This is a genomic window from Paenibacillus sp. JDR-2 (genome assembly GCF_000023585.1).
GTDB lineage: Bacteria > Bacillota > Bacilli > Paenibacillales > Paenibacillaceae > Pristimantibacillus.
Genome location: NC_012914.1, coordinates 517893 through 542894 on the forward strand (window position 1 = coordinate 517893; position 25002 = coordinate 542894).

At 50.6% G+C, this 25002-nt stretch carries 19 protein-coding genes and 1 tRNA gene; 13 read left to right on the forward strand and 7 right to left on the reverse strand.

From position 1 onward, the window contains the following. Nucleotides 1-40: 40 nt before the first annotated feature. From PJDR2_RS02345 to PJDR2_RS02355, 3 genes are all read left to right on the forward strand, one after another. Nucleotides 41-991 (forward strand): sugar-binding transcriptional regulator, encoded by a 951-nt coding sequence (locus PJDR2_RS02345; RefSeq protein ID WP_012772441.1) that lies wholly within the window; start codon nucleotides 41-43, stop codon nucleotides 989-991. A gap of 28 nt (nucleotides 992-1019) precedes the next feature. Beyond that, a complete protein-coding gene (deoC, locus tag PJDR2_RS02350) occupies nucleotides 1020-1709 on the forward strand; it encodes a deoxyribose-phosphate aldolase (protein ID WP_012772442.1) in 690 nt (229 codons plus the stop codon). A gap of 203 nt (nucleotides 1710-1912) precedes the next feature. Beyond that, the gene (locus tag PJDR2_RS02355) at nucleotides 1913-3313 is read left to right on the forward strand and encodes a SulP family inorganic anion transporter (RefSeq protein ID WP_012772443.1); all 1401 of its coding nucleotides are present in this window, start codon (nucleotides 1913-1915) and stop codon (nucleotides 3311-3313) included. 435 nt (nucleotides 3314-3748) lie between these two features. Here PJDR2_RS02355 and PJDR2_RS02360 read toward each other — a convergent pair whose 3' ends face one another. From PJDR2_RS02360 to PJDR2_RS02370, 3 genes are all read right to left on the reverse strand, one after another. Then, nucleotides 3749-4456 carry a DUF7002 family protein gene (locus PJDR2_RS02360; protein ID WP_012772444.1) on the reverse strand — a complete coding sequence of 236 codons (708 nt, stop codon included), beginning with the start codon at nucleotides 4454-4456 and terminating at the stop codon, nucleotides 3749-3751. Nucleotides 4457-4682: 226 nt separating this feature from the next. Then, nucleotides 4683-5552 carry an aldose epimerase gene (locus PJDR2_RS02365; RefSeq protein ID WP_012772445.1) on the reverse strand — a complete coding sequence of 290 codons (870 nt, stop codon included), beginning with the start codon at nucleotides 5550-5552 and terminating at the stop codon, nucleotides 4683-4685. 182 nt (nucleotides 5553-5734) lie between these two features. Beyond that, nucleotides 5735-6913 carry a peptidylprolyl isomerase gene (locus tag PJDR2_RS02370; RefSeq protein WP_012772446.1) on the reverse strand — a complete coding sequence of 393 codons (1179 nt, stop codon included), beginning with the start codon at nucleotides 6911-6913 and terminating at the stop codon, nucleotides 5735-5737. Nucleotides 6914-7117: 204 nt separating this feature from the next. Here PJDR2_RS02370 and PJDR2_RS02375 point away from each other — a divergent pair, with 204 nt between their 5' ends. From PJDR2_RS02375 to PJDR2_RS02410, 7 genes are all read left to right on the forward strand, one after another. After that, complete coding sequence (locus PJDR2_RS02375; RefSeq protein ID WP_012772447.1) at nucleotides 7118-9169, forward strand: bifunctional diguanylate cyclase/phosphodiesterase; 2052 nt, start codon at nucleotides 7118-7120, stop codon at nucleotides 9167-9169. Between the two features lie 25 nt (nucleotides 9170-9194). Next, nucleotides 9195-10604, forward strand: coding sequence for an HD-GYP domain-containing protein (locus PJDR2_RS02380; protein WP_012772448.1), 1410 nt, complete (start codon nucleotides 9195-9197; stop codon nucleotides 10602-10604). Between the two features lie 113 nt (nucleotides 10605-10717). After that, nucleotides 10718-11707, forward strand: a complete 990-nt coding sequence (mgrA, locus tag PJDR2_RS02385) for an L-glyceraldehyde 3-phosphate reductase (RefSeq protein ID WP_012772449.1) — start codon at nucleotides 10718-10720, stop codon at nucleotides 11705-11707. A gap of 480 nt (nucleotides 11708-12187) precedes the next feature. Further along, the gene (locus tag PJDR2_RS02395; RefSeq protein ID WP_012772450.1) at nucleotides 12188-12703 is read left to right on the forward strand and encodes a GrpB family protein; all 516 of its coding nucleotides are present in this window, start codon (nucleotides 12188-12190) and stop codon (nucleotides 12701-12703) included. Between the two features lie 1008 nt (nucleotides 12704-13711). Then, a complete protein-coding gene (locus tag PJDR2_RS31670; protein WP_049789993.1) occupies nucleotides 13712-17545 on the forward strand; it encodes a response regulator in 3834 nt (1277 codons plus the stop codon). A gap of 103 nt (nucleotides 17546-17648) precedes the next feature. Beyond that, nucleotides 17649-18371 (forward strand): response regulator transcription factor, encoded by a 723-nt coding sequence (locus PJDR2_RS02405; protein ID WP_012772452.1) that lies wholly within the window; start codon nucleotides 17649-17651, stop codon nucleotides 18369-18371. 168 nt (nucleotides 18372-18539) lie between these two features. Further along, nucleotides 18540-19826 (forward strand): putative bifunctional diguanylate cyclase/phosphodiesterase, encoded by a 1287-nt coding sequence (locus tag PJDR2_RS02410; protein ID WP_041613258.1) that lies wholly within the window; start codon nucleotides 18540-18542, stop codon nucleotides 19824-19826. 108 nt (nucleotides 19827-19934) lie between these two features. Here PJDR2_RS02410 and PJDR2_RS02415 read toward each other — a convergent pair whose 3' ends face one another. Both PJDR2_RS02415 and PJDR2_RS02420 read right to left on the reverse strand, forming a co-directional pair. Beyond that, entirely contained in the window at nucleotides 19935-20153 is a 219-nt protein-coding gene (locus PJDR2_RS02415; protein ID WP_012772454.1) for a hypothetical protein, read from the reverse strand. 112 nt (nucleotides 20154-20265) lie between these two features. Further along, a complete protein-coding gene (locus PJDR2_RS02420) occupies nucleotides 20266-20469 on the reverse strand; it encodes a hypothetical protein (protein WP_012772455.1) in 204 nt (67 codons plus the stop codon). Between the two features lie 216 nt (nucleotides 20470-20685). On the opposite strand from PJDR2_RS02420, the gene PJDR2_RS02425 reads away from it, so the two are divergent. Both PJDR2_RS02425 and PJDR2_RS02430 read left to right on the forward strand, forming a co-directional pair. Next, nucleotides 20686-21483 carry a serine/threonine protein kinase gene (locus PJDR2_RS02425; protein ID WP_265525151.1) on the forward strand — a complete coding sequence of 266 codons (798 nt, stop codon included), beginning with the start codon at nucleotides 20686-20688 and terminating at the stop codon, nucleotides 21481-21483. 70 nt (nucleotides 21484-21553) lie between these two features. Further along, nucleotides 21554-21625: transfer RNA gene (locus tag PJDR2_RS02430), tRNA-Thr, on the forward strand. Nucleotides 21626-21802: 177 nt separating this feature from the next. On the opposite strand, the gene PJDR2_RS02435 is transcribed toward PJDR2_RS02430, so the two are convergent. Then, the gene (locus PJDR2_RS02435; RefSeq protein WP_012772457.1) at nucleotides 21803-22189 is read right to left on the reverse strand and encodes a hypothetical protein; all 387 of its coding nucleotides are present in this window, start codon (nucleotides 22187-22189) and stop codon (nucleotides 21803-21805) included. 1296 nt (nucleotides 22190-23485) lie between these two features. Between PJDR2_RS02435 and PJDR2_RS02440 the strand changes: the two genes are divergently transcribed. After that, a complete protein-coding gene (locus PJDR2_RS02440) occupies nucleotides 23486-24046 on the forward strand; it encodes a superoxide dismutase family protein (RefSeq protein ID WP_012772458.1) in 561 nt (186 codons plus the stop codon). A gap of 68 nt (nucleotides 24047-24114) precedes the next feature. On the opposite strand, the gene PJDR2_RS02445 is transcribed toward PJDR2_RS02440, so the two are convergent. After that, nucleotides 24115-24381 (reverse strand): phage holin family protein, encoded by a 267-nt coding sequence (locus tag PJDR2_RS02445; protein ID WP_012772459.1) that lies wholly within the window; start codon nucleotides 24379-24381, stop codon nucleotides 24115-24117. Nucleotides 24382-25002: the final 621 nt, after the last annotated feature.

A 25002-nucleotide genomic window follows, 5' to 3' on the forward strand; every position in this document is an offset into this window, starting at 1 on the left:
TCTCATAACTTTAAGGCAACTCTGCGAGAGGGGAAGACGGATGGAGGAGCTAAGCGATAAGCGGTTAAAAATGATTGAAGCGGCCCGTATGTATTACGAGCTGGACTACAATCAACAGGAGATAGCGAAAAAGCTGGGTGTATCGCGCCCGACGGTTTCGCGTTTTCTGCAGCAGGCGAAGGAAGACGGCATCGTGCAGATTCGCATTATGGACCCGGCCTCCGATAACCAGGAACGCGCCCGCATGCTCAAGGAACGCTTTGGCCTGAAGGAAGCAATTGTAGCTTCCGTTCCGAAATACGAGGACGCCATGGTCAAGAAGGTCATTGGCGAGGCTGCGGCTAATTTTTTGAACGATACGGTACAAGATGGCGATACGATTGCCGTCACTTGGGGAACAACATTATATGAAGTAGCCTCTCGTCTGCCGAACAAGCACACGAAGAAGGTAAAGGTTGTGCAGCTGAACGGCGGCGTAAGCCATTCCGAGACGAATACGTATGCGTATGAGATTGCGCAGCTGTTCGCGAAGGCGTATCAGACCTCGCCATACTTAATTCCGCTTCCGGCGATTGTGGACCATGCGGTCGTGAAGCATGCGATTGAAGCGGACAGGCATATCCGCAAAATCCTCGATATGGGCAAGCAGGCTAATATCGCGGTTGTCACGGTAGGGGCGCCGACGGAAGATTCGGTTCTGATCCGCGCGAATTATTTTTCCGACGAGGATCTGGGCATTATTTTATCGCGCGGCGTTGGCGATATCTGCTCCCGGATTATCGATATTAACGGGCAGCTGTGCAGCGAGGAGCTGGACCACCGTACAATCGGCATAGACTTGAACGAGCTGAAAAAGAAAGAATGGTCCGTTCTTGTTGCCGGAGGTCCAAGCAAGGTCGAAGCGATATACGGCGCATTAAACGGCCAGTATACGAATACGTTAATAACCGACCAGATTACGGCACAGCATTTGCTGGAGTTCAAAGGATAATAGAGTAGATAAATATTGGAGGATGGGTATGAGTAATCAAAAGAATCTGTCGGCAGGGGAAGTAGCTGCTTACATTGATCATACTGCACTAAAAGCGGAGACTACAAAACAAGAAATTATTAAGCTTTGCGAAGAAGCGAAGCAGTATCATTTCGCAACGGTATGCGTAAATCCGGGTTATGTCGCTCTTGCAGCGAAGGAGCTTGCGGGCTCTGGCGTTGGCATCACGACGGTTGTAGGGTTCCCTCTTGGAGCGACTACGACCTTTGCGAAGGCTGAAGAAGCGAAGGACGCGATTGCAAACGGCGCGACGGAAGTCGATATGGTAATCAACGTTGGCCTGATCAAGTCCGGCGACTTCGAAGGCGTGAAGAAGGATGTGGAAGGCGTTGCCCAAGCATGCAAAGGGAAAGCCGTTCTTAAGGTTATCCTGGAGACAGGCCTGCTCACCGACGAAGAGAAGGTGCGTGCCTGCGAGATCTGCAAGGAAGCGGGAGCGGATTTCGTGAAGACGTCGACGGGCTTCGGCAAAGGCGGAGCTACGGCGGAAGATATCGCGCTGATGCGCCGTACGGTTGGTCCGGATCTGGGCGTAAAAGCTTCCGGCGGCGTTCGCGATCTGGAAACTGCGCTTAAGATGATTGAGGCAGGCGCAAGCCGGATCGGCGCAAGCTCGAGCGTAGCGATTGTGACGGGCGGTCAAGGCGAAGGATACTGATAGCTTTATGTTGGAAGGGACGACCGATTGCGGTCGTCCCTTCATTTGGGATTGACCCTTTGCGGAAGAGCAGGGTATCATGAAGATGGTCGAATGACCGGCTCGTTGAGCTGGTTTTTTTTGCTTTTCATTGGGTTTCGAGGATGAGGTGCCGGACCGGGATGGCCTGGTCGGACGTTATCATAGATTAGTTGAGGTGAACCATGAGCTTGAAGACTTCATGGCGGGAGCAATGGACGGGGAACGTAAGAATGAATGTACTGGCAGGCATTACGGCAACGCTTGCGCTTGTACCGGATTCTCTTGCTTTCTCGTTTATGGCGGGAGTTCCGCCGGTCGTAGGCATTTATGCTTCGATTTGTATTTTGCTTGTTATTACGTTTCTAGGCGGCAGACCGGGCATGATCTCGGCTGCAGCCGGCTCGATGGCCGTTCTGATGCTGACGCTGGTGAAGGAGCACGGCATCGAGTATTTGTTCGCGGCAACCGTATTGACGGGTATCATTCAATTCCTGATGGGCGTGTTTAAGCTGGGCAAGCTGATGCGATTTGTCCCTTCGGGCGTGCTGACAGGGTTCATCAATGCGCTGGCGATTATGATTTTCCTGTCGCAGCTGCGGTATTTCAAAGGCGAATCCTGGGTCATGTACGTGCTTGTTGCCGTAACGCTTGGCATTATCTATCTTGTTCCTCGCTTCTTTAAGGCGATTCCATCGCCGCTGATTGCGGTTGTGGTGCTGACGCTTGCCGTATGGGCGTTTGGCATGGGGGATGTTACGCGAATTGGCGATATTGCACGGATTGATGCTTCGCTGCCGTCGTTCCTTTTCCCGGATATACCGTTCAGCCTGGATACGCTCTGGATTATTCTCCCGTACTCCCTGTCGCTGGCGGTAGTAGGTTATACGGAGACGATGCTCACGCATAACCTGCTGGATGAGATGACGGGCGAGAAGACGGATAAGAACCGGGAGATGAAAGGGCAGGGCCTTGCCAATATCGTTGCCGGATTTTTCGGCGGGATGGCGGGCTGCGCTTTGGTTGCGGAATCGGTACTTAATGTGAAAATGGGCGGGAAAAACCGCTTGTCTACTCTCGTCGCGGCTTTGTTCCTCCTGCTGCTCGTCGTATTGCTCGGCGACCTGCTGTCGCTTGTGCCGATGGCTGCGCTGGTGGGCATTATGCTGATGGTATGTATTGCGATCTTCGACTGGAGCTCCGTGTTCCGCATGAACCGTCTGCCGCTGGGCGAGACTGTCGTTATGCTGGTGACGGTGGGCGCCGTACTTTTGACGCATGACCTTGCGATAGGTGTTGTTGCCGGCGTGTTCGTAAGCTTTATCGGATTCGCTGTAAAAGCCTCCAAGGTTCACATTCACGACGAATGGAACGGATCAACGCGGACGTACCGCGTGCACGGTCAGCTGTTCTTCGCCTCCGCCTCCGAGCTGGAGGAGCGAATCGAGCATGACTGCGAAGCGGAAGAGGTCCGCATCGACCTCTCCGGCACAAAAGTATGGGATCACACGGCGAACCTCGCCGTTCGCAAGACGGTCGACCGTTTGCAAAAAAACGGCAAGCAAGTAACGGTTGTAGGCGTTTAAAATGGTTTGGAGAGTCGCCCTTTGGGGCGGCTTTTTTGTTGGGCTCGTTGTGCCCTCGTTGTGCCTTGCTCGCGCGTTCATCGTACCTTCGTTGTGCTCTCGTTATTCCCTCGTGGTACCTTCTGCGTTGTGCCTCGCTCGAGCGTTCATCTTATCTTTGTTTTGTCGTTATTGTTCGCTCGGTGCACGTTGGTCGCACCTTCGTCATGTCTTCCTCTGCGTTCCTTACTCGCACGTTGGATTTCTTCCAATAAAAACAGACCCAAAGTGTGGTTTCCGGCAGCTACGTTGGATTCTATCCACTAGAAGAGCTAGGAATGGGCTGAAATTGCCGAGATAGGCCGATTTTACTGTAGCCAATCGAATGTAACCCGAGCGATAGCCCGATAACATCCCATTTTGTAGGATGAACTCCAATGTAGCTCGCAAGCTAAGTTAAGCTTCTGTTTCATCAACGGGCAGCAGGCGGTCGAGCGGTTGATAATTTGGCAGCCATGCCGGAGGCACATACTCTTGGGTCGGTGCGTAAACGGACTTGAGCAGCCGGGTAACGAAGTGTGCCTGCTTCTCAATAAGAATTTCCTTGATCTCCGAAGGCTTGACGGGGACTGCGTAATCGGTTCTGCGGCCAAAATCAGCAAGGGTTACAAACATCGCCGGACTCTTCCGGTAGTTACAGCTCTTTGGAAAACGGGGCGAGCTGCCCGAGTCGTATTTGGACAACCGGACAGACTCCTTGTGCTCTAGGAGCAGTTCGCTTGCTTCGAATTCGAGCACGGCAAATGCCTCGTCAGGCTCTCGCCGCATGTATGTCGTCAGCATCTTGAGGCAATCCCTTGCGGTTGGCCAGAAGAAGACATGCTTGTCTATAAAATTACGGAATTCTTCTACCGAGCAGCCCGTCTCCATCATTGCCTCGGGGATGCGAAGATGCGAATTAACCGTAATCGAGGCTCCCTCGTACGATACCACTTCTCTTGCGACCCGGCGCTCGCCAGTCGATTTGGGCAGCAAATGCTGACTCGACCAGATCGAGTCGAAGCGGGCGATACTTTGCAAATTACTTGCCCGCGTAAAATGATAAGCCGACCTTCTGCCGCTCGATTTCGTGATTAGCGCGATAGTTTGTTCTATATCGGTCATAAGCGCCACCTTCTGTTTAAACCATTCTCACGTATTATGAGGCAGAAACGCTCTCATGTATACCACTTGGCGGGAGGAAAGGCAGATACCGTGGGGAGAAGGGGCTAGACGATGTGCGACATCGTTAAGGTGGCGAAAAGGTAATATAGCTAGTCCCTTAACGATGCGGCGCATCCCCGCTCAACATAAGGAAAGGCCTTCCCCCAGGGGAAGGCCTTTCCTTATTCTATCTTTCGCAGCTGATCGTCAAGTTGCAGTTCAGTGCCTCGCCGGATTGGAGCATTACGAGCTCTTCCTGGCGGTTCAGCTCGCCGGTCATGGCCATCCATGGCTCAACGCAGACGAACGGCTTGTCCTGCACGGACCAGACTTGGACGTATTTGAAGATATCGTCATAAGTCATGCGCACGCGGGCGCCGCCGCTAACCGGGAATGCGATCTCGCGCTTCTCGGCGCCAAGCAGGGTAACGGACTCCACCATGCCGTCCAGATCCAGCTCGCCGGTGTATGGCTTCTCAACCATGTCGTTGTAGTCGAGGTAGGTAGTCGCATCGGTCTCGTACGGAAGCTTTTTCGAATCGGCATTGAAGTAAGGGTGGAAGCCGGCATAGAACGGCATCGTTTCGCCTTCCGTCAGGTTGCGGTATTGCTGGCGGATATGAAGCTCGCCATTCACCAGCGCGTAAGTGAAGCTCACCTCGAAATCAAACGGGAAGCTTTGCTTAGTCTCTTCATTGCTCCGCAGTACAATAGTAATCGAAGCTTCGCCATCGGTACTGGTGCCGGCAACTTCCCATACGGAAGTACGGGCTACGCCATGGTTAGCCATCTCGTACGATTGGCCATTCCAAGTATATGTTTTGTTCTCGAGCTGTCCGCAGATCGGGAACAGGATCGGATTACCTCCGCGGATGTTCGCAGTTGGATGATCAAACGTTGCTTTGTCCAGGTAGAATACTTCAAGTCCGTTCAGCTGGCAGCCGATAACGATGCCGCCGCGCTCCGGGCATACCCGAATGCGGGACGAAGTGCTCTCCTCGATTAGTTCGTAAATCTTAAACGTGTCGGTGTAGCTGGTTACTTGAAACTGGCTCATATGGCCCTCCTATGGATCTATTTTTCTAAAATTCTAAGAATTTATAAGTTTTTCTTATCATCATAGCTTAGAATTCTCCGGATTGAAACGCGCTCCGCGAAGGACGGCGATCGCCGTTTCACCTTGAACCATCATACCATAAATAAGCAAAAAGGCTGTCCTCAAGGGGACAGCCTTCCGAATTATTTCGCCGTGTTGGTCGAAGCGTTGCCAGCCGCTGCACTTGCTTCAGGGCTTGCGTCTGCGCTTGCCGCAGGGGACTCTTCAGCCGCAGCAGGATCAAGCGTATTCGTGATTTTTGCTTTAGCTTTCAGGTCCGCCATCCAAGTCGAGGACAGCTCGCTTACTTTTTGCGTTACCAGCTGGTACTTGATGTCTTCTTTCTTCTCTTCCAGCGTAGGCGTTACAGCTGCTTTCTCATCGGTTTTCTTGATGATGTGGTAGCCGTAGCTTGTCTGAACAACGCCGCTCAGCTCGCCTTTTTTCAGCGCGAATGCCGCGTCTTCGAAAGCGGGCTCCATGGAGCCTTTCCCGAAGAAGTTCAGGTCGCCGCCGTTGTCTTTCGTGCCTGTATCCGTCGATTTCTCTTTCGCCAGAGTAGCGAAGTCTGCGCCGGCTTTCAGCTGCTTCAGAATGTCTTCCGCTTCTTCCTTCGTAGCTACGAGGATATGCGAAGCGCGGATTTGCTCAGGCGTCGACATGGATGCTTTGTTCGCGTCGTAGTAAGCTTTAATGTCGTCATCTGTTACTTTAACTTGCGGCTCGAGAATTTTACGGATTTTCACTTGCACTTCCGCGTCTTCGCGCAGGCTGTCAACCGTCATGCCGTATTGAGCAAGCGTTTGGTTGAACTCGTCCTCGGAACCGAACGATTTCTTGAGGTTCTCGATTTCTTTATCTACGTCTGCTTCAGTAACCGTTACTTTTGCGTCTGCCGCTGCTTGGTCGATCAGCTCTGTTGTAATCATGTTGTCCAGCGTAGACTTGCCGCCTTGTTCCACGAGGGAATCGTACAGCTTGTCCTTTGTAATTTTAGCGCCATTAACCGTTGCAACAGCTTTGTCGCCTGCGCCAAACGGTGGTTTAATCAGAACGATAATAAGCACGATGGCCAAGATAGCCGATACGGCGATCCAAGCTTTGCCGCCGCTGCGGCCGCCAGCTGCTTGCGCCGGAGTTTCGGAAGTAGGAGCTTGCTTGCGCTCTTCTTCTTCGACCTCTTCATCTTTCTCGTCTTGAAGGGCATCTACGTGTTGATCGTCTTTGTTGTCATCTTCATAGACGTATTGTTGGTTTTCTTGCTCCGCAGCCGTGTCAAGCTCCTCATTTTCTCTTTTGTGCTGCGAGTCTTTGTTTTCCATTGTCAATAAACTCCCTTCAACAAAATGGCTCTATATTTACAATCTTCACCTACTATAACAAAACAATCGTAGAATAACCTTAATTCTAAATAAAAATATGTTGCATTAAGTCGCTTTTCGTATAATGGTATATGTATACAATTACATTAGACTTTAGTCACATCAGGTGTGTCCGGAGAACTAGTCACGGAAGGTGGGGGACGTTTGGTCATATTACACGGAGAGTATAACGGCTGGGTTATTCTTCTCTCATTCATCATCGCATTATTCGTTTCGTACTCTGCCTTGAATCTGGTGTACAAAATCTCGCAGTCCAAAGGAAAGGTGCAGCTGGGCTGGATGCTCGCAGGCGCCTTTGTAATGGGCAGCGGGGTGTGGACCATGCATTTTATCGGGATGATGGCGTTTCATATCGGTATTCCTATTTCCTATAACGTTCCCATTACCTTATTGTCGATTACCGCAAGCATATGCGCGTCCTACGTTGCCTTCTATTTAACGCTGGCAAAAGAAATTAACCGCCTTAAGCTCCTTGGGGGCGGCTTTATCATGGGTGCGGGAATTGTCGCCATGCATTACACCGGAATGGCTTCGATGCATTCTCCCACAATGTCTATACAATATAACCCAATTATAGTTGTATTATCCGCCGTGATCGCCATCTTGGCTTCCTGCGCGGCGCTGTATTTCTTTATTAATTTCCGGGACGGCAGCAAGGCGGTATGGTCCAAATGGGCGGCTGCCTCGCTAATGGGGCTGGCGGTCTGCGGGATGCATTACACCGGAATGGGAGCCGCGTCCTTCTGGTGCGGCGAACCGATTGCCTCCTCGTTAACGGAAAATATCCCGATTAATCTGTTTCTTCTAATAAGTGTTACCCTGGTAACCCTTCTAATCATGCTCGTTACTTGGATTGCGATTTATCTGGACCGCACCGTGCTTGAGCGTATGGCCTACAGCGATCCGCTCACAGGCCTTGCCAACCGCCATGCGATGAACCGGTATTTCGATCAAAAGCTGGATAAAGCCCGTTCGTACGGTTTGCTCTTCCTCGATCTCGATCAGTTCAAAATCATCAATGACACGCTGGGTCATGATATCGGCGATTTGCTTGTACAAGCTGTCGCGAAGCGGCTTCGTTCCCATGTGAGCGAAGGGGCTCAGACCTTCCGCCTTGGAGGGGATGAATTCCTGTTGGTGACAAGAGGGATGGAGCCCTCTGAGGTGGAGAAGCTCGCCAATCGGATATTGGAGGACATACGCAAGCCGTATTTGCTGGAGGGCAATGAACTATATATCACCGGCAGTATCGGAATCAGCTTGTCTCCGCAGCACGGGATCGAGAGATCGTCGCTCCTGATTGCGGCGGATACCGCGATGTATCAAGCGAAGCGCAGGGGCAAGAACCAATACTGCCTCTACGACGAGCAGATGGAGCGGGAGCTGCTGCGCCGGATGGAGCTGGAGAAGGATCTCCGGCTAGCCTTGCCAAGAGAGCAGTTCGTTGTTCATTATCAGCCCAAATGGGATGCGGCCGCTAACCGGGCAATCGGCGTAGAAGCGCTCCTGCGCTGGAATCATCCTCTTCTGGGCCGGATTCCTCCGGAGGAATTTATTCCGATCGCGGAGGAGACGGGACTTATCGTACCGATTACCCGATGGGTGCTGGGACAGGCCTGCCGGGATTGCTTCGAATGGAATGAAGGCAGAGCGGAGCCGCTTAGCGTCTCGGTTAACATGTCCGTCAGCGTGTTCGACAGCAAGAATCTCGAGGATATGGTCATCTCGGCGCTCCTGCATTCCGGTCTGGATGCCCATCTCCTGGAGCTGGAGATTACGGAGACCATTGTGATGCACAACGTCGAGGATGTCATCGAGCAATTGAATCCCATTCGGGAGATGGGCGTTCAGATTTCGATGGATGATTTCGGGGCAGGTTATTCCGCGCTTGGTTCTATTGATCTGATCCCTTTCCAGACGTTAAAGATAGATAAGCTATACATGCAGCAGAGCGATTCGCCTTCGAAGCGCGCCATTATCCAGACGATTATTATATTGGCCAAGCAGCTTAATCTGGAGGTCATCGCCGAAGGAGTCGAAACGGAGCAGCAAATTGCGTTTCTGCAATCCGCGGGCTGCAGCATGATGCAGGGCTATTATTTCAGCAAGCCGATGTCGCGCGCTGATCTTGATCTTTGGTTACAGCAGTCGATGGTTATTGATAGAAGTCAAACGTCGCAGAGCTTGATCGGATAACGTATGCCAAGGAGGGCGTCAGATTTTGAACAGTCAGGCGAGAATCTATCTGTATCTTCTTTTATCGCTCACAGTCCCGCTTATCGTATTTATGGTCCTTCATATGAATCCCGCATGGGATTATCATCTTCATTCTCCTAACGGACATTTCTACGTGGTTAGCATAGTGTCCGGCTTGGCTTTTGCTCTTGCCATAGCGGTTGGCGTAGCTGCAATCCGGCTTCGCAATTTAAAAATCAGCTTTTTATCGTTGTCCTTCGTATCTTTAGCGGCGTTATTCCTTGTTCATGGATTGTCGACTCCGCGAGAGGCTTACCATACGACGGCCCTGCCAAGCAATGCGGCTCAAATGAGCATTTTGCTCGCGGTGATGTGGCTATGGCTGTCTTCGATGTCCTCGGACCGCCGCATAATCAGCTGGCTGTCGACGCATCAGCGCTGGCTGCTCCCGATCTGGACGGCATCGATTGCGGTGATTTGCGCGCTGCTATGGCTCTTCTCCGACCAGATGTCCTGGCTTCAAATGAAGCAGGGTCCAATCAAATGGACGGCAACCTTGCTTATTATCGGTTTGAACGGATGGACGATGTATCGATATCTGGAGACGTATCTGTCTACAAGATTTCCGCTGCAGCTGGCGATTGTATACAGCTCGGGATGGATGATTGCCGCGCAGTTCATTAATGTAATGGGCAAAATGTGGATGTTAAGCTGGTGGATCTACCACTTGCTGCTGCTGGCTTCCATTAGCGCCATGATTATTGGCATTTATTATCAGTACCGCAGCTCCGGCTCCTATACGATGTCGCTCAAGCAGCTGTTCCAGAATGATCCAAAGGAATGGATTCACACCTATATGTCGCCGGCGGTTCGCGAGCTTATCCGGACGACGGAAACACGCGACGCTTATACGGCGGGCCATAATTACCGCGTTGCGTTGTACGCGATACAGCTTGGAGAAGAGCTGGGACTGAATTCCGACCAGCTTCGGGCTATTGCGCAGGGCGGCATCGTGCATGATATCGGGAAGCTGATCGTTCCGGACAACATCCTGAATAAGCCGGGAAAGCTGACGCCGGAAGAGCGGGACATTATCGAAAAACATCCGGTGACCGGGTTCAACCTATGCCGTCGGTTAGGCTTTATGCAGGAGGAGCTGGCCGTTATCCGCTCCCATCATGAGCGTTGGGACGGAAGCGGCTATCCGGATGCGCTGAGCGGGGACAACATTCCTCTGCTGGCCCGCGTAACGGCCGTTGCGGATGTATATGATGCCTTGACATCCTCCCGTTCCTACCGCGCAGCCTTGTCGCATGAGGAAGCGATGACGATAATTTTGAAGGAGCGGGGAAAGCATTTTGACCCGTTATGCGTCGATGCGTTGGTGCGGATTGCGGGCGAGAAGGGCTGGGCCTTTAAAGCGTCGGCAAGCTGATTGTTTATGCGGAAGGCTTAGGCGTATAGCCCGGGTTTATTTCCGTAGACGGCAGGTGTATGATAGAGGTGCATTACATAGAGAACTTTTTCAGAAGGGATGGAAAAGAAGAAATGACATACGCAGCAGACAAATCTCGTTTTGAAGACATGAAATACTTCCGCGTCGGCAAAAGCGGCCTCAAGCTGCCAGCCGTATCGCTTGGCTTATGGCATAACTTTGGCGGAAATGACCGTCTGGAGAACGGACGCGCTATGATCCACCGCGCCTTCGATCTGGGGATTACCCATTTCGACTTGGCGAACAACTATGGACCGCCTCCGGGCTCCGCTGAGGAGACTTTCGGTAAAGTTCTGAAGCAGGACATGGCGGCTTACCGCGACCAAATGATCATCTCCACTAAAGCGGGCTATTATATGTGGGAAGGCCCTTACGGCGACTGGGGCTCCCGTAAATATCTGGTTTCGAGCCTTGATCAAAGCTTGAAACGGATGGACCTGGAGTATGTGGATATTTTCTACCATCACCGTCCGGATCCGGAAACTCCGCTTGAAGAGACAATGGCTGCGCTCGACCATATCGTACGTTCGGGTAAAGCGCTGTATGTCGGTCTGTCCAACTACAGTGCAGAGCAGACGGCTCAAGCTTCGGCCATCCTGAAGCAGCTGGGCACGCCATGCTTGATCCATCAGCCATCGTATTCGATGTTCAACCGCTGGATCGAGGACGGCTTGCAAGATGTACTGGATCAAGAGGGCATCGGCTCTATCGTATTCTCGCCGCTTGCCGGCGGCTTGCTGACGAACCGTTACCTCGACGGTATTCCTACGGATTCCCGTGCGGGTGGACCAAGCGTCTTCCTGAACTCGAACAGCATCACCGAAGAGAAGCTTGCTAAAGTTCGCGCCCTGAACGAAATCGCTCAAAGCCGCGGCCAATCGCTTGCTCAAATGGCTCTTGCTTGGGTGCTTCGCGGCGGCCGCGTAACTTCCGCCCTGATCGGCGCAAGCCGCGTCGAGCAAATCGACGATAACGTTGCCGTACTCAGCCGTCTTGATTTCTCCGACGATGAGCTGCAGGCGATCGAGAACATCCTGGCTTAATCGATAAATCGCCCTAAGGAATGTATCTCCTTCCGATTCACCGAAGTTTCGTCAACGTTTGAACCATTTGACGAAATTCGGTGTGGCTGTTGTCCTTACATGGAATGAATTATGGTTTAAGGAAACCATGTTCGGACAAAGGCAAACGTTGAAAGCTTTCTGGAAGAAAGCTGCTTCGAAAGCATATGCTTTCCTGCAGGAGGTACATTTCCTCTGGCTCTCATCGATACTTTTGAACTGAACAGCAGAAGGCTGCCGATTAATCTCGGCAGCCTTTTTTTAAAACCATGTGCTACTCCTGCTAAGGGCGGCGATTCGCTAATGAAACGGGGTATTCTTATTTGCTTCAGAATAGCTGGTTTTTAAATCTAACGAAACCTAGTAACGCTATTTGGCCGATTTTCGGTTAATGGAGGGGTTTAGATAGTAAATAACGATATGAGGTTTCGTTAGCCTGTTTTATTAAAAGGAGGGAATAGCATGGAAGTGCGATTGAGTGATTACAAGGAAGAATGGGCGCAGATGTTTCGTGAGGAAGCGGAGTATCTGAGGTCTATCTTCGATGGGGTGGAGATCCGATTCGAGCATTTCGGAAGCACGGCTGTTCCGGGGATGAAAGCAAAGCCCGTTATCGATATGATGGGAATCGTTGACGATATTAACAAGATTGATTTGTTCAATGATGTGACGGCTTCTCTCGGATACGATGTAGCAGGCGACTGGGGTATCCCCGGCAGACGGCTGTTCCGTAAAGGCGGAGAGCAGCGTACCCACCATATTCACTTCTACCAATCGGATAGTCCCCAAATCGGCCGGCACCTCATCTTCCGTGATTATTTGCGGTCGCACCCGGAGGAAGCTGCCAGATACAGTAGCTTTAAAGAACAGCTTGCTCGGCGATACGAACGAACTAACGAATACAGCCCCGCCAAAAAAGCATTCGTAAGCGAAATGGAACAACTCGCCCTCACCTGGTACTCGCAAACAAACGAATAATATTCTCTTCTCTTTGCTTGCCATACACTTCTACACTGCACGATTTGCACTATAGTTGCCCGAAACGTCTCTAATCCTAAAATACGCTGCACAAAATACACGATATATGCCCAAAACTCCTTATTTTCCCCTAAATAAGTAGAATATCCTGCATTCCATACATCATATTTCCCTCTACACCCCCAAACCCCTTATATATCCTGCAAAACGTACAACGTACCGGGGGGCGGCGCAGTAAAGGGAGCGAATTAGAGATTAACAGACGCAGACTAAAAGGTATGAGCCCGTAATGCTGCGCCAGTGAGGGCTAGTACGAGCCAGTTAATATTGCTGAGCACCAGAGACTAACTAGTTTGAACTCGGAATACTGCGCATGGAGGCGAGTGCGAATCGGGTTATGTATGTTCACATCAAAGACTAACTAGTTTGAGTTCGAAATGCTACGTTATGGAGAACTAGTGCAAAGGGGTTATGTTGCTGAACTCATGAGACTAACTGATATGAACTCGAACTGCTGCCGATGGAGGGCTAATGCGCGAACTTATGTGCTACCCCAGGGAAGCCCTGCAAAGGGCTTCTCTTTATTCTTTATGCTGTGCATTAAGCAGCCCCGCATTCCCGCATCCGGCAAGCAATATGCCCGACGCTAAAGATACCAGTTCTTCGACTAATAGGCGAAGAAAATAAATGCCTGCCACAGGCAGGCAAACCGCCAAGGAACGGAGGCGGTTGGCTTCCGCCCTTCCAAACGAATCGAAGACGAGTGGAGGGAGATGTTTCTCCTGGAGAGCGAAGCGCCTGCCTTTGCGTACACTTTGCAACCTTGTCTAATTGTTCAGGCAAAGTGTACGCAACAGCAGCGTAAGGAGAAACATCTCCCGGAGTGAGCCCACGGTTCTTCTACGTACTCCATCCGATGAACTCCATCCAACGATAATTCGTCTATCGATTCCATCCCCTCATGACGATATAATACATGTAGATTTACTCGGGAAGGGGACCGCGCGCTTGAACAACTTATCATTGCGGACAAAGGGCTTGCTCATCATCGTCTTAATCACCTTCATCCCGCTTGGCATCGCGGGGGTCATTAACTACCTCTCCGTCAAGCAGGAAATGATCAATACCGCATCCGATAGAGCGGCCAGCCAGCTGAGCGTCAGCGCCAATTATCTGGCTTCCTGGCTGCAGATCAGACGGGCCGAGGTAGTGGTGATGAGCCGTACGGATATCGTCCGTTACGGCACCGATGCGGAGAAGCTGAAATATTTCAGGGACGAGTTGTACCGCTCCGATTATACCTATCATGCGATTGGGTATATCGATCTTAACGGCCGGGCCATCCGTACGAACGGCGATCCGGTCAATATGAGCGGACAAGCCTTTTTCCGCGAAGCGGTGAAGGGCAAGTCTGCGATTACGGACCTGTTCCTTCCCTCCTTTGATAACTTGAAGCAGTCCCTTATTGTTATTCCGGTATTTGATCAGACCAACTCTATTAACGGTGTGATATACGCATCAATGCCGATGTCGACGATGTCACCCTATTTCCTTGTAGATAAGGATCCAAGCTTGGAGTATTGGCTCTATAACGACCGGGGAGTGGTCTTGTTCCATTCGTACTCCACCTCCGCGGGCATAAAGCCGATTCAAGGGCTGCTTAACGGGCAGCCGGGTCTGAGCCTCGAGAAGCTGCTCAAGCCTTCCGGGAAAATCCATATACAGCGCGGGAATATGAAGCACGTGCTCCTGTATATGGACGTAGACAGCGCAGCGCCTTGGCATGCGGCACTCGAAATACCGCAGGCAAGCCTGAATAAAGGTCTGTCCAAAGTATTATGGTGGACCTTTGCCACGATCGCTTTGTCCGAGGTCGTAATTGTTATCCTCTTCTCCATCTATTTCAATATGATCATTAACCGGCTGAAAGGAATCCTGTCCGTTACAAAGCAGGCTGCCGACGGTCAATTCGAAGTGGAGCATCTGTCTCAGGAGCCCGGGGATGAGGTCGGCAAGCTGGCTGAATCGGTTAACGGGATGATGGAGCATCTGAAGGACATGTTTGGACGCCTCGAGGCGATTATCAATCAGAACGAGTACTCCTTTATTTTGCTGGATGAGAATTACCGCGTCAGTTATATGAATCAGGCGGCGGAGAAGCTGATCGGTTATACGACGGACGAGCTGAAGGGGCACGCGACGCCTCTTCTGTTCATGGATCCGGATGAAATCGAGCGCGAAGCGGAGAGGCTGTCGCAGAAGCTGGGTGAACACGTCGAGCCTGGACTCGAAGTATTCCGGATGCTGCGCCAGGTGGACTTCTCCTATGAACGGCAGTGGACGTATGTCCATAAGGACGGGACCAAAATTCCGGTGCGCCACTTCTCGAACGGGCTGCGCGATCAGCAGGGCCGTCTGACCGGGGTTCTTGGTATGGCGTATGACATCTCCGAGCATGTAAAAGTGGAAAAATCCCGCAACCTTCTGCTCGATATTATCGGCTCGGCCAAAGACCTGATCGCTTCCATCGATCATAACGGGAAGGTCGCCTACATTAACAAGGCTGGCAAGCGGATGCTGGGTCTGCCGCTGGATTACAAGCCGAAAGACTATAAGAGCTACGTGGAACCGTCCATGTACCTGTATCTCATAAAAGGCTCCCGGATTGCCATGAAAATGGGCTATTGGGAGGGAGAAGCCGAGCTTCTGACGCAAGCCGGGGACAAGGTGAATGTCTCGCTTGTTATCGTAGCCCATCCATACCGAAATACCGGCGAGCTGTACTTCTCCTGCATCGCCCGCGATATTACGGAGCAGAAGCATATTCAGGAGGAATTAATTCAAGCGACGCAGGAGGCCGAACAGGCAAATGCGGCCAAGAGCCGATTCCTTGCGATGGTCAGCCATGAGATCCGTACGCCTCTTAACGGTATTATCGGTCTGTCGCAGCTCATGCGCCGTACCGGATTGTCCCCTTCGCAGAAGGATTATATGGACAAGCTTGGCAACTCATCGGAATCCCTGCTGCGCATCATTAATGACCTGCTCGATTTCTCCAAGATCGAGGCTGGCAAGGTGGAGGTGGAGCGGGTCGCGTTCCAGCCTCAGGAGATGCTCAGCCGATTGACCGATCAGCTAAGCGTCTTTATGGGCGGCAAGGAGCAGTTCGAATTTATTCTGGAAGTGCCTGAGCAGCTGCCTACTACTCTCCTGGGCGATCAGATGCGCGTTGAGCAGATTTTGCTTAACCTGTGCATGAACGCCGTTAAGTTTACGGAGCGCGGTCATGTGAAGCTGGCCCTCGAAGTGATGGAGCAGTGCTCTGACGGATTAAAGCTGCAGTTCACCGTCGAAGATACCGGTATCGGGATGACGAAAAAACAAATCGACAAGCTCTTTACCCCGTTCACGCAGGCCGACGGCTCAACGACCCGCAAATACGGCGGCACGGGCTTAGGACTTGTGATTGCGAATGGTCTCGTCAAAATGATGGGCGGAAAAATCCAAGTGGACAGCGAGCCCGGCTTAGGCAGCCGGTTCAGCTTTGTCCTGTCATTCCCTGTCTTGTCTTCTGTCATGGAAGAGAAGCTGATTGTCAGCGAGGAACTGGAGGATCAATGCATCTGGGTCGTGGAGGACAGCGATGAGATGCGTCAGCATTGGTGCAGGCTTGCGGAATCGTTCCGCTTGACCCCGGTGGCATTCTCCTCTTGGGGAAGCGCGAGGGAAAAGCTGCGCCGGATGGGCGCGGGGGCGATGCCTAAGCTGATAATGCTGGACATGGAAATGCCGGATATGTACGGAGCGGAAACTTGGCTGGAATTCCACAAGCAGGCTACGTCGGCAGGCGTGAAGACGATTGCGCTTACGACCTCCTTTGGCCGTGACGAACTGATGCAAATGCCGGATTCCGGTCGTCCTTATGCGATTCTAACCAAGCCGGTTACCCGTCTGGCGCTATTCCATGCGTTAACGGGAACGCTGGATCAAAGGCCGGTGCAGGTGAAGGAATGGACGATGGCTGCGCAGGAAGCGGCCGTATCCGCGGAGCCTCAGGAAAAAATACGGGTCCTGCTTGCCGAAGATAATCATATTAACCAGTTGGTAGCCATCGAGCTGCTGAAGGAAAGGGGCTTCGAGGTAGGACTTGCGGAGAACGGCCGGGAGGTGCTCGATAAGCTCGAGCAGGGGGACTGGCATCTTGTCCTGATGGATATTCATATGCCGGAGATGGACGGAATGGAAGCAACAACGATTATCCGCAATGATCCCCGGTACGAGCAACTGCCGATTATAGCGGTAACCGCCAACTCGCTTCGCGCGGATCACGAGCATTATTTGCAGCTTGGCATGAACGGAGTGGTGACGAAGCCTCTGGACCCGGATCAGCTCTGCATGGTCATTATGAATCTGCTGAACAACAAGAAATTCCCGGTGCTTCAGCAGCAATCATGGGGTGCTTCGGGCCAATCGGTGCCGGAGCTTGACGGGATTCAGGTGGAGACCGCACTGGCCAGAGTAAGCGGCAAAATCGCTATTTTGCGCCAAATGCTAGTTCATTTCCTGAAGGATTACGAGGGCTTCGCGGACAAGCTGATCGAGGAGTTGACGAATGGCCAGTCTGCAACCGCGAGACGGATGATCCATACGCTGATGGGGGCCGCCAGCCACTTGTCGGCGAATGATGTGGTGCAGGCCGCTGCAAGGCTGAACGAGATTCTGAAGAAAGAGGATGGGGAAGAGGATTGGAAGGCGCCGGCCGAATTGCTGAAAAAGGAGCTTGACCGCGTGATAACCGGTCTGGAGCATGCATCAATATCAACATTCGACAGTTTCTCCTAACAATCTTCTAACATTTTATTGTTAACCCTTACAATCGTATTGTATATTAGAGATAGATTTATATTATTTGACAGAAATCTTCTTTCCCTAAGGGGTGGCGCCGGTGTATAAAGTTTTAGTAATTGAAGATGACGTCATGATGAGGGATATGCTGTCGATGTACTTGTCAGAAGAAGGGTATTCGGTTAGGCAAGCAGGAACGGGTGAAGAAGGCTTGCGGATCGTTCAGGAATTTGCGCCTGATGTTGTCTTGCTTGACCTGATGCTGCCTGATATGGATGGTATGGGGGTTTGCGCCTCTATTCGTGAACGATCGCATGTACCTATTATGATTTTGTCGATGAAAAGCGAAGTCTCCGAACGCGTTCAGGCCTTGAAGGCCGGCGCGGATGATTATATGTGCAAGCCCTTCAGCATGCATGAAATGACGGCGAGAGTGGAAGCCTTGATCCGTCGTTCCCAGTTTAGTGCGACGGAAGCAGAGGCGGCTAGCGCGTCGGAAGCAGAAGAAGCGGATCTTGCGCCGATTCAGCTGGACTCCGAACGCAGAATGCTTCTTGTCAGAGGCAAGCTGATTGAGACAACCTTTTCTGAATTCGAGATGATGAAACTCTTCTTATCCCATCCGGGCAAGGTATTCAGCAGGGAGGAACTGATCAATACGATTAGAGGGTTCGATTCTTTTGTAACGGACAGAGCTATTGATGTACATATTGTTAACCTGCGCAAAAAAATCGAGCAAAACCCGAAAGAACCCCGTTTAATCCGTACGGTATGGGGCTTTGGTTACAAATATACGACCGACCACAGTCAGGAACATGATTAAGGTAAGCGACCTAAAGATCACCTCCGCTGCAGGGTGATCTTTTTTATACCCACTTGTCCGAATGCTGGCAAATACCTAACATACTTCTAAAGAACAATCCGCAATTTTTCTAATACTTATATGGGACTATAGGATTAACAGTAATGACAAAAGGATGGTGTAGCAATCGTGCATGGGTTAGCCAGTTTACCTGAACGGCAGGAGGCTTATGCTCAGCTGGAGGTGGCTTTGAGCCGCGCGCGGGCATCAGGACAGCGGCTCGTTGTGGCGTTGATTCAGATCGATCGTTTCTATGGTGTGAATGAGGCTAAGGGCTTAGAGGCAGGCAACCAGGTACTTGAAAGTATCGGAGGACGGTTAAGTCAAGGGGCGGATACGGCCTTTGTTACCTTGATCAGCGGCGATACTTTTTTAATGGCTAGAGAAATCGGATACTCGCAGGCGGAATGTGCCAACGCGGTGGAAGAGATGAAATATGCAGCGCAATACCCGGTTTCCTATGAGGGAGCGGAATTGAATTTGACCTCAAGCATTGGTACCTGCCTGTTCCCTCAGAACGGACGGACAAGCGAGAGACTGCTCGGGCATGCCGAGACAGCGCTCTTCAAATCGCGGGAGCAGGGCGGCAACCGGATTACGTTTTACAGCGAGGAAGAGACGGCCCAGATGAACCGTTGGCTGGAGGTTGGAGCATTGCTGCGTCCGGCCCTTTATTTGCGTCAGTTCCATCTTAGCTATCAGCCGATCTTCCGCACGGAAGGCGGTCGTCTTCGCGGCTTTGAAGCGCTTCTGAGATGGAATCAACCGGAGCTTGGGGCGATTTGGCCGGCGGAATTTATCCCGATTGCCGAGCAGAACGGCTTGATCGTGCCGATAGGCGAGTGGGCGCTGCGCGAGGCCTGCAAGATGCTGGCGGGTATGCAGGAGTATGGCCTGAAGGAGCTTGTTATCGCGGTTAATGTGTCGCATGTCCAGCTGATGGACAACAGCTTCTGCAGCATGGTTGCCCATGTGCTGGAGGAGGCGGGGATCGAGCCTTCTTGTCTGGAACTTGAGGTGAAGGAGGATGTTATTCTTCATTTCACCGAAAAAACATTAGCCGCACTGAGTCAGCTGCGCGCGTTAGGCGTCAGAATTACGCTGGATAACTTCGGAGAGGGCTATGCCTCGCTTGCGAACCTGAAGCAGCTTCCGGTCAACAGCGTAAAAATCAGCAAATCGTTCATCCGCCAGATTGATGTGCAGAGCGTGGAACGCCATATCGTTGAAGCGATGATCGGGCTTCTGCACAAGCTGGAGATTGAGGTTATTGCGGGCGGCGTCGAATACGAGGAGCAGTATAAATTGCTGAAGGAATGGAACTGCGACTTTGTGCAGGGCTTCCTCCTGGGATCTCCGATGCAGCCGGATTTGCTCGACATGTCGATCATCCGGAAGTCGCCGCAAACGGCGTAAATAGTAAACAAGGTAAAATCTAAAAGCCCTGAACGATTCGCGCTTGGCGGATCGTTCAGGGCTTTCGTATTTGCCGGGTCATTGGTTTGTTGTTTGGTTAATACGTTGTTAGCTCACTTCAAGATACAGCTTCGTCCCGTCGTTATATTGGAAAATGGCAACATCGCGGACAACCTCGACCTTCGATATACGTTTCCACTTTTTGCGGAAATCGAAGTTGTATTCCATCTCGACTAATTTATGATGAAGTTGTTCAACGGAAGCCGCCTGTTCGTTAACGTAATAAACGGGAACCGAACGGTCTTTGAAGGTAATGATTTTCATCATACCATTCGCACCTCCACTCGTTTTTTTTCCAGTTTACTAGAAACGTTTTAGCCGCTTATAAAAAGGTCATAAGGTTATTGTTTAATTTGCTAACATTCTCCTAACAATTCCCTTAGCTGCTGTAGCTGCCATATTTTTTCTTGTAATGGCTGTGACCGTATGGGGGTTGCTTCGGCGGATAATAGTTTCCTTTTTTGTAATCGCTGCTGCTATGACTGTAATGACCGTTATGGCCATTATGGCCGTGGTGTCCATGTTTGTTATAGTGTTTACCGGTAACGGAGCCGAGGAGTCTTTGTAACAAATGTCTAATCATGGGATAACCTCCTACCTATAATTAAGTCTTTGTTAAGGAATTGAAACATCTTAGACTTACGAAATATTACGCAGGCCGCTAAACGCTGGTTTCATGAAAAACACCCACTCCGCTCCTCCATGGGGAAACCAAACCTGCGCGCCTCCCGTATGCAAAGGGCAAGGAGGGATTCCTATCTGGTGGAAGCAATGGATTAATAATTGGATAGACTACCCGCTGGGACAAGGGATAGTCTGGGGCAGGACTTACCGGATCGAGGAATTTCTAGGGATGGGCAGCTATGGTCAGGCTTACCGATGTACGGACTTACGGAGCGGCGAGACCGTTCTTCTGAAACGGGCAAAACCAAGCAAGCGCGATACCGGCCGGAGATTGCTAAGGCGGGAGGCCGATATTCTTCAGCAGCTTAACCATCCGCAGATGCCGAAGCGGTTGGACTGGGTTGTCCACCGCCGGGAAGAAGCGCTTGTTATGACTTATGTAGAAGGCGTTACGGCAGAACAAGCCGCTCTGCTGGAGGAGAGAACCTTCACGCAGCTGGAAGCCCTGCGAATCGTAGAGGCTTTGTTATCGCCTTTGAAGCATATGCACGAAGCAGGTTATGTGCATCGGGATGTACGAATTCCGAATGTTGTGATGAATAGCAAGGGGATTTATCTGATCGATCTAGGCCTAGCCTGCAGGATTGGCGAAAAGAATCCTGACGGGCGGGAAGAGTCAGTCATGCCAAGCGGCTTCGCCGACAGTTGGGGAGCTGTAAAGTTCCGCATGCGCCAGCCGGACCGGAACAGCGATTTATATGGCCTCGGACATCTTTTCCTGTTCCTGATGTATGCCGGATATACGCCCCAGGAAGGCGAGAAGGAACGGAGCTGGGAGGAGGAGCTGACGCTTGCGCCGGAAATCAGGGGCTTTGTTCGGGGATTGCTTGACAGCAGATGGCAGACGGCAGCCGAATGCGAGCGGGTATTAGGTAAGATCCTGGAGCATTATTCCTCGGGAAATAACGAATAAAACAGCAAAATGTCGAATATTATATGCGGTTGACTTTTACTCCCAAAATTCGTATCCTAAATATTGTCTCGCTGATGTAGCTCAGGGGTAGAGCAACGCACTCGTAATGCGTAGGCCGGGGGTTCAATTCCCTTCATCAGCATCATTTTACGAATAGTCCGTTAAATCAACGTTTTTCCAGCGTTGAATGTTACGGATGGACATACGGGGGCTACGCACTCCGCGCAAGTATTCGGACATGCGTAGCCCCATAATACGAGACCTTTTCGCGAAAGCTGCGAAAGGTCTTTAAGTTGTCAAATCAATGTATCCCTTACATTCAAATAATTATGCGATACCAATCTAAAAGTGCATTTTTAACTGTGGTTTTAATCTCTTTTTCGATGAAACTTCCTGAGTATATACGGGTCGAAAACGAATCATGCACAGCATCGATGTTGATGCTGTCTAAACTGGTTGCCGACACCCAAAGGCCATATATTCTTGAGTTTGCATACGAGATATAAATAGCTCGAGATCTATTCGATTGCATTTCTAAAGAACGATCAGTATCAACAAATGCTTTAATAACAGGCAACATTTCAGACTTCACACGCTTTATCACGTCGTTTACATCATCTTGTTCCCTGTGGTTTTTGCTCTTTTTCTCATTCTTTAATTTCTTCATTTGGTCTCGGAAGTCTGCGAAATCATCCTCTTTGCTCATTTAGTTTTACTCCCCTCTCCAAATGTAATGCCTTAGCAGGGCTGCGTATCTCATGATGGTCTGTATGCCCGTGGATTCTCATTAAAAAGGGTACGGATTATTTTCCGTACCCTCTAAATACGCACCTGCAGAATGGATTTGACTTAGCCTCGAGGTGCATGCAACGAGATGGCTTGAATACTGCGAGGGTTAATGAACAAGACTTCGTTATTGACCAAGAACAATGCAGAATTCCCTTCAAATCCAAGGAATGTAGCATTGATCCCACGTGGACCAGTGTGGTCAAATACAACGTCTACACGTACTCCTGGAGAGAGACGGAATAGAATGCTTGGAGCTCCACCAAACCCTCCACTAAAACCAGAACCGCAACTCATATTTTTTTCCTCCCTTCAATGATTCTCATACAAAATATGAGAGTTTGCTAGCAAACGACAAGGCTAATCTACTAATGAATTAATGGATTTTATGAGATTAAGAGAGTACTAATCAGGCAATCGCAGAAAGGTATTGACTTAACATTGATCTCTGTGATTTCGAGGTGCATGCAACGAGATTGCTTGAATACTACGAGGATTAATGAACAAGACTTCATCATCGACCAAGAACAGTGCAGAATTCCTTTCAAATCCAAGGAATGTAGCATTGATCCCGCGTGGACCAGTATGGTCAAATACAACGTCTACACGTACCCCTGGAGAGAGACGGAATAGAATGCTTGGAGCTCCACCAAACCGATCGAAATTACCAGCACCACAACCACAACTCATATATTTATCCTCCTTCAATTCTCATACAAATCATGAAAGGTTAACAAACGACAAGGATAGAATTCTTCTCTTTAATTTCGAGATGAATGCACAGAGATTGCTTGAATACTACGAGGATTAATGTACAAGACTTCGCAATTGACCAAAAACGTTGCAGAATTCCCTACGAATCCAAGGAATGTAGCCTCGATCCCACGTGGACCAGTGTGGTCAAATACAACGTCTACACGTACCCCTGGGGAGAGACGGAATAGAATGCTTGGAGCTCCACCAAACCCTCCAGTATTACCAACACCACAACCACAACTCATTTATAAATCCTCCCTTCAATGACTCTCAAACAAACTATGAGAGTCTGCTTTTATACTATTCAGATTTGAAAGAGAGGTATGGACGAGTGACTTAGTCGAAACGCATAAATTACTAGACATATAGATATATAGAGCAAATTATTTAGGCAACGAATGAATATTTATCCTCGGACTGGTAAAAGATAACTTGGAAATTACGCCCCAAGGAGGATAACATGAACAAATCAATGATGCTGTGTTCGCTTGGCTTCCTCGTCGCAAGCTGCGGGTTTTCCAGTGCAGCAATGGCAAGCCAAGGACATGGCCACCACACTCGCAGTCATGTGATGGAAGCAAAAGCGGCTTTTATCGATACGAAAGGCAATCAGATCGGGACTGTCGTATTGACGGAGGAAAAAGACGGCGTGCATCTGAAGCTGGAGGCCAAAGGCCTTACTCCAGGCGTTCACGGCATTCACTTCCATAATGTCGGCAAATGCGAGGCACCGTCCTTCGAATCCGCTGGCTCCCACCTGAATCCGAAGAACAAACAGCATGGCTTTGATAATCCGCAGGGCTTCCATGACGGCGATCTGCCGAATATTACGGTAGACAAAGACGGCACTGTGAAGGCAGACATTATTTCGAAAAATGTAACGCTCGATACAGAGGCGCCAAACTCGCTGCTTCCAGCGGCCGGCACCGCGCTTGTTATTCATGAAAAAGCGGATGACTATAAGACTGACCCATCAGGCAATTCTGGCAGCCGCATAGCCTGCGGCGTAATCCAGCACTAACATACAAAAAGGCACAGCCGTCCTCATTGGACGGCTGTGCCTTTTTCGATTATTCGCGGTCGATCATATCACTTTCCTCTTTTTATAAACGTCTGCTTTACCAGCTGGCTTCCGTACACGGAAAAGGCTCCGCATAAAATCCCCTGCAGTACGCTTTCCACATGAAAGCCTAAGATGAGACAGGCACAGAGGATGGCTACCGCCGTAACCGCATACACAATGGTCCAATCAGGCACAATCGGTGTCTGCTTCAGCATATAACCGATTACCCAGCAGGCTGCCACAACAATCACTAACCGGGGATCGATGAGACTCGTAATACTCTCCCACGACATACCGCCACTTCCTTCGCTCCACGCTTTATCATCGTACTTTATTCTATGAAACTATGGAGCTCAATGAGCGGGCTTCAGTACATGGCCAATAAATAAAGCGCGATGCTCCGAATCCCCGGAACCCGCGCTGTTGCTGGCTTTATAAGAAAGCTGATGAGGGCTGACAGTGCCTTTTACACTTATTCATCCGCCTACGCATACGATATGTAAGATACGGTACAGGAGGCGAATGACAATGCCGATTATCCCAAACTTCCCGCGGGAATGGATGGAGGAGCATACAGTATGGCATCATCAGCATCATGTGACGCCGGGCACTATACCTCCGGTCGGGTTTGGCGAGCAGTTCTTACGGTTCCACAGAAATTATATCAATAAGGTGTATAACTGGTTCGACCGTGTGGGCTACGACAAAAGGGTCGTTGCCGGCTGGCCGGAAATGCCGGCTGGAATATTACGGGCGCCATGCATGAACCAGCAGGCATTATACCGGATTCTTTACAATCCGCGATCATTTTCTTCGCTTGACGAGTTTGGCCGGTTTATAGAGTACAGCGGTGTTCACGGCTGTATCCATGCCACCGCTGCGCGATTGTATAACAACCCGGAGATCGATAACTT

Bases quoted from the DNA above. Each gene is read 5' to 3' on its own strand.
- PJDR2_RS02415 (WP_012772454.1), bottom strand. From the start codon at position 20,153: ATGATGAAAATCATTACCTTCAAAGACCGTTCGGTTCCCGTTTATTAC.
- PJDR2_RS02355 (WP_012772443.1), top strand. From the start codon at position 1,913: ATGAGCTTGAAGACTTCATGGCGGGAGCAATGGACGGGGAACGTAAGA.
- deoC (WP_012772442.1), top strand. From the start codon at position 1,020: ATGAGTAATCAAAAGAATCTGTCGGCAGGGGAAGTAGCTGCTTACATT.
- PJDR2_RS02435 (WP_012772457.1), bottom strand. From the start codon at position 22,189: ATGAGCAAAGAGGATGATTTCGCAGACTTCCGAGACCAAATGAAGAAA.
- PJDR2_RS02445 (WP_012772459.1), bottom strand. From the start codon at position 24,381: ATGTCGTGGGAGAGTATTACGAGTCTCATCGATCCCCGGTTAGTGATT.
- PJDR2_RS02440 (WP_012772458.1), top strand. From the start codon at position 23,486: ATGAACAAATCAATGATGCTGTGTTCGCTTGGCTTCCTCGTCGCAAGC.
- PJDR2_RS02365 (WP_012772445.1), bottom strand. From the start codon at position 5,552: ATGAGCCAGTTTCAAGTAACCAGCTACACCGACACGTTTAAGATTTAC.
- PJDR2_RS02345 (WP_012772441.1), top strand. From the start codon at position 41: ATGGAGGAGCTAAGCGATAAGCGGTTAAAAATGATTGAAGCGGCCCGT.
- PJDR2_RS02370 (WP_012772446.1), bottom strand. From the start codon at position 6,913: ATGGAAAACAAAGACTCGCAGCACAAAAGAGAAAATGAGGAGCTTGAC.
- PJDR2_RS02360 (WP_012772444.1), bottom strand. From the start codon at position 4,456: ATGACCGATATAGAACAAACTATCGCGCTAATCACGAAATCGAGCGGC.
- mgrA (WP_012772449.1), top strand. From the start codon at position 10,718: ATGACATACGCAGCAGACAAATCTCGTTTTGAAGACATGAAATACTTC.
- PJDR2_RS02420 (WP_012772455.1), bottom strand. From the start codon at position 20,469: ATGATTAGACATTTGTTACAAAGACTCCTCGGCTCCGTTACCGGTAAA.
- PJDR2_RS02395 (WP_012772450.1), top strand. From the start codon at position 12,188: ATGGAAGTGCGATTGAGTGATTACAAGGAAGAATGGGCGCAGATGTTT.